Consider the following 3,587-nt stretch of genomic DNA (forward strand, 5'->3'; position numbering starts at 1 on the left):
ACCCTGACCAATCGGTCAGGGTCCTTCGTCTTGGCAGATGAACTCCGCGTCATGGTGGCTGGAACGCCGAGGTGGGCTCAGACGATATTCCGTCCACAGCCCTCAGGCAGGGCCTTCGCAGCCGAGAGCGGGCTTGCGCAGTCAGACGTCGGCAGACGTCTGTGTCAGGCGTTGAAACGGGTGATGAGACCCAACAGGATGATGCATGCACCCCAGATGATCGCCATCAGAGTCGTGAACCGGTTGAGGTTGCGCTCAGCCACGCCCGAGGAACCCAGCGACGAGGACATGCCGCCACCGAACATGTCTGACATGCCTCCGCCTTTGCCTTTGTGCATAAGGATGAGCAATGTCAGGAAGATGCTCGTGAGAACGAGCAGCACGATGAGTGTGATGTTGAGGATTTCCACGTCGAGAACTACCTATATTTCGTCAGAGGATTTGTTGGTCAGTCTACTTTGCTACTGCGGCCTTGCACAAAGCGGCGAAATCGGGCCCGTTGAGGCTCGCTCCCCCGACGAGCGCGCCGTCGACATCGTCGGAGGCCAGGATCTCAGCGACGTTATCGGTCTTGACCGAACCACCGTAGAGGATCCGGGTGCTCGACGCCAATGCGGAGCCGTGCTTCTCTTCCAGGCGGTCGCGGATGGCCGCGGCCATCTCGGCTGCGTCCTCTGCTGTCGCGGTCTCCCCTGTGCCGATCGCCCAGACAGGTTCGTACGCGATGACGAGCCCTTCGAGTGCCGCGGCATCGAGACCGGCCAATGACTCTTCGAGCTGCGAAAGAGTGAAGTCCACGTGGGTCTTCTCCTGACGCTGTTCCAGTGACTCACCGATGCACAGGATGGGTGTGATCTCCTGGGCCAATGCGGCCTTGACCTTGGCCGCGACGACATCATTGGTCTCGTCGTTGTTCGCACGCCGCTCGCTGTGACCGACGACGACATATGTACAGCCCAGTCGGGCCAGGAACGATGCTGCGATCTCTCCGGTGTGCGCTCCCGGTTCGTGCTGCGAGACATCCTGTGCACCGTAGGTCAGCCACAGTTTGTCTCCCTGGATGAGAGTCTGCACGGATCGGATGTCGGTGAACGGAGGAATGACGACGACATCGCACTGCGTCCCGTCCAGTTTGGCGTCCTCAAGTGCCCAAGCAAGCTTCTGGACACTCGAGATCGCTTCGAGATGATCGTGGTTCATCTTCCAGTTGCCAGCCAGCAGCAGGGTCCGATCGCTCATTGTCGTCTTCTTTCTCACGCGAGTGCTTCGAGTCCGGGCAGCGTTTTGCCTTCGAGGTATTCGAGGCTGGCACCGCCTCCTGTGGAGATGTGCCCGAACTCGTCATCGCTGAAGCCGAGTGTGCGCACGGCAGCAGCAGAATCACCTCCGCCGACGACAGTCAGTCGAGACGAGTCGGTTTCTTGCTTGTTGGTCAGTGCCTCTGCCACTGCCTTGGTTCCGGCAGCGAAGGCGGGGAATTCGAAGACCCCCATGGGTCCGTTCCAGAAGACGGTGGTCGAGTCTGAGATCACCTCAGCATAGGCTTTGGCCGATTCGGGACCGATGTCGAGGCCCAGGCCCTGCGCACCTGCTTGTGTCGACTCGAGCTCCGCGACGGGGCGCACCCAGTTCTCGGCGTCGGCAGCGAAGGACGCGGCCATCACAATGTCCGTGGGCAGGACGATTTTCGCTCCCCCGCCTTCGGCACGTTTGAGGTAGCCCTTGACGTCCTCGATTCGATCCTTCTCCACGAGACTGGATCCGATATCGTGGCCGAGCGCGGCGAGGAAGGTGAAGACCATCCCGCCGCCGATGAGCAGGTTGTCAGCACGATCGATGAGATTGTCGATGACGCCGAGCTTGTCTGAGACCTTCGATCCGCCGAGGACGACCGTGAATGGTGCCTGTGGCGAGTTCAGCAGTCGATCACTGACTTCGACCTCGGCCCGAACGAGAGACCCGGCATAGTGCGGCAGCAGGTCTGCGATGTCATAGACCGATGCCTGTTTGCGGTGGACGACTCCGAAACCGTCGGAGACGAAGTCATCCGCCAGTGCGGCCAGCTGTTTCGCGAAGGCTCCCCGCTCACCATCGTCTTTTGAGGTCTCACCGGAGTTGAAGCGCAGATTTTCGAGCAGAAGGACTTCACCATCACCCAGTGCCGCTGCTTTGGTCGTCGCTTCGTCACCGACGGTGTCGGCGGCGAATACGACATCGCGACCGATCGCCTCGGCGAGTTCCGGAGCCAGCGGATGCAGCGAGAACTGCGGATCGGGAGCGCCCTTTGGCCGCCCCAGGTGGGACATGACAATCACCCGTGCCCCCGCCTCGGCGAGGGACTTGATCGTGCCGGCCGAGGCCAGGATGCGACCACGGTCGGTGATCGTGCCCTCGTCCATCGGCACGTTCAGGTCGCTGCGAACGAGGACCGTGCGGTGGGAGAAGATCTGCGGGTCGTCGTATGTCCTCATTTGTTCCTTTCACCGAGGATGTAGCTGACCATGTCCTTGAGGCGGTTGGTGTAGCCCCATTCGTTGTCGTACCAGGCCACGATCTTGATCTGGTTGCCAAGCGTCATCGTGAGCTGGGAATCCACGATCGCCGAGGCGGTGGTGCCGACGATATCGGTCGACACCAGAGGTGCCGTGGAGTATTCGAGGTACGGCGAGGACTCTGCAGCCTTCGCCAGGATCTCGTTGACCTCCTCGGTCGTGGCACCCTTCTTCGGGGTGAAGGTGAAGTCGATGATCGATCCGGCGGGGACGGGGACCCGGACAGCGAGTCCATCGAGCTTGCCTGCCAGGTGCGGCATCACCTTGCCGACGGTGCGTGCGGCACCGGTTGTCGTCGGGACGATGTTGACGGCCGCGGCACGGGCGCGACGCAGGTCGCGGTGCGGACCGTCGACGAGCATCTGATCGCCGGTGTAGGCGTGGACCGTGTTGAGAAGGCCCGATTCAACGCCGATGGCGTCATCGACGGCCTTGACGATGGTGGCCATGCAGTTCGTCGTACACGAGGCGTTGGAGACGACAGTGTGCTGGGCCGGGTCGAAGTCGGCTTCGTTGACGCCCATGACGAACGTCCCGTCCACGTCCTTGCCCGGCGCCGAGAGCACGACTGTCTTCACAGTCCCGCCGAGGTGAACCTCGGCCTGGTCACGTCGGGTGAATCGTCCGGTGGATTCGACCACGAGTTCAGCTTCGTATGCGGACCAGTCGATCTGCGCAGGATCGGCCTGGCTGAGCACCGCGATGGTGGTCCCATCGACGGTCAGTGAGTCTTCGTCGGCCTCGACTGTGTGATCGAAGCGCGGCCATACGGAGTCATAGGCCAGCAGATGAGCCAGAGTCTGGGTGTCGGTGAGATCGTTGATGGCGACGACCTCGAAGTCAGATGAGGATTCGAGGGACAGGCGGTACAGGGCACGACCGATACGGCCGAAGCCGTTGATGGCGATTCGTCTCATGCCTCGATCTTAGCGATCTTCGAGCATTTCCGGGGTGAGACTGGCCTCTGTGCCCGGAATTCCCAGATCTTCGGCATGTTTGTCGGCAGTCGAGAGCAGTCGCCGGATACGACCGGCG

Annotated in this window: 4 protein-coding genes and 1 pseudogene; all 5 read right to left on the reverse strand. The window is 61.6% G+C overall.

What is annotated here, in order from left to right:
• Positions 1-164 precede the first annotated feature (164 nt).
• Positions 165-410 (reverse strand): preprotein translocase subunit SecG, encoded by a 246-nt coding sequence (secG, locus tag ACE03M_RS06670; RefSeq protein ID WP_143921748.1) that lies wholly within the window; start codon positions 408-410, stop codon positions 165-167.
• A 43-nt stretch (positions 411-453) separates the two neighbouring features.
• Complete coding sequence (tpiA, locus tag ACE03M_RS06675) at positions 454-1,239, reverse strand: triose-phosphate isomerase (RefSeq protein ID WP_485933230.1); 786 nt, start codon at positions 1,237-1,239, stop codon at positions 454-456.
• Between the two features lie 14 nt (positions 1,240-1,253).
• A complete protein-coding gene (locus tag ACE03M_RS06680) occupies positions 1,254-2,471 on the reverse strand; it encodes a phosphoglycerate kinase (RefSeq protein WP_485933231.1) in 1,218 nt (405 codons plus the stop codon).
• The gene (gap, locus tag ACE03M_RS06685; RefSeq protein WP_485933233.1) at positions 2,468-3,469 is read right to left on the reverse strand and encodes a type I glyceraldehyde-3-phosphate dehydrogenase; all 1,002 of its coding nucleotides are present in this window, start codon (positions 3,467-3,469) and stop codon (positions 2,468-2,470) included. Before gap ends, ACE03M_RS06680 begins: the two co-directional genes overlap by 4 nt.
• A 9-nt stretch (positions 3,470-3,478) precedes the next feature.
• A pseudogene (locus ACE03M_RS06690) lies at positions 3,479-3,587 on the reverse strand (DNA-binding protein WhiA); the annotation flags it as partial.

It is taken from the genome of Brevibacterium sp. AGC70 (assembly GCF_057334195.1).

Excerpts from the sequence above, each read along its gene's own strand:
- gap (WP_485933233.1), bottom strand. The coding sequence starts at position 3,469 with ATGAGACGAATCGCCATCAACGGCTTCGGCCGTATCGGTCGTGCCCTG.
- ACE03M_RS06680 (WP_485933231.1), bottom strand. The coding sequence starts at position 2,471 with ATGAGGACATACGACGACCCGCAGATCTTCTCCCACCGCACGGTCCTC.
- tpiA (WP_485933230.1), bottom strand. The coding sequence starts at position 1,239 with ATGAGCGATCGGACCCTGCTGCTGGCTGGCAACTGGAAGATGAACCAC.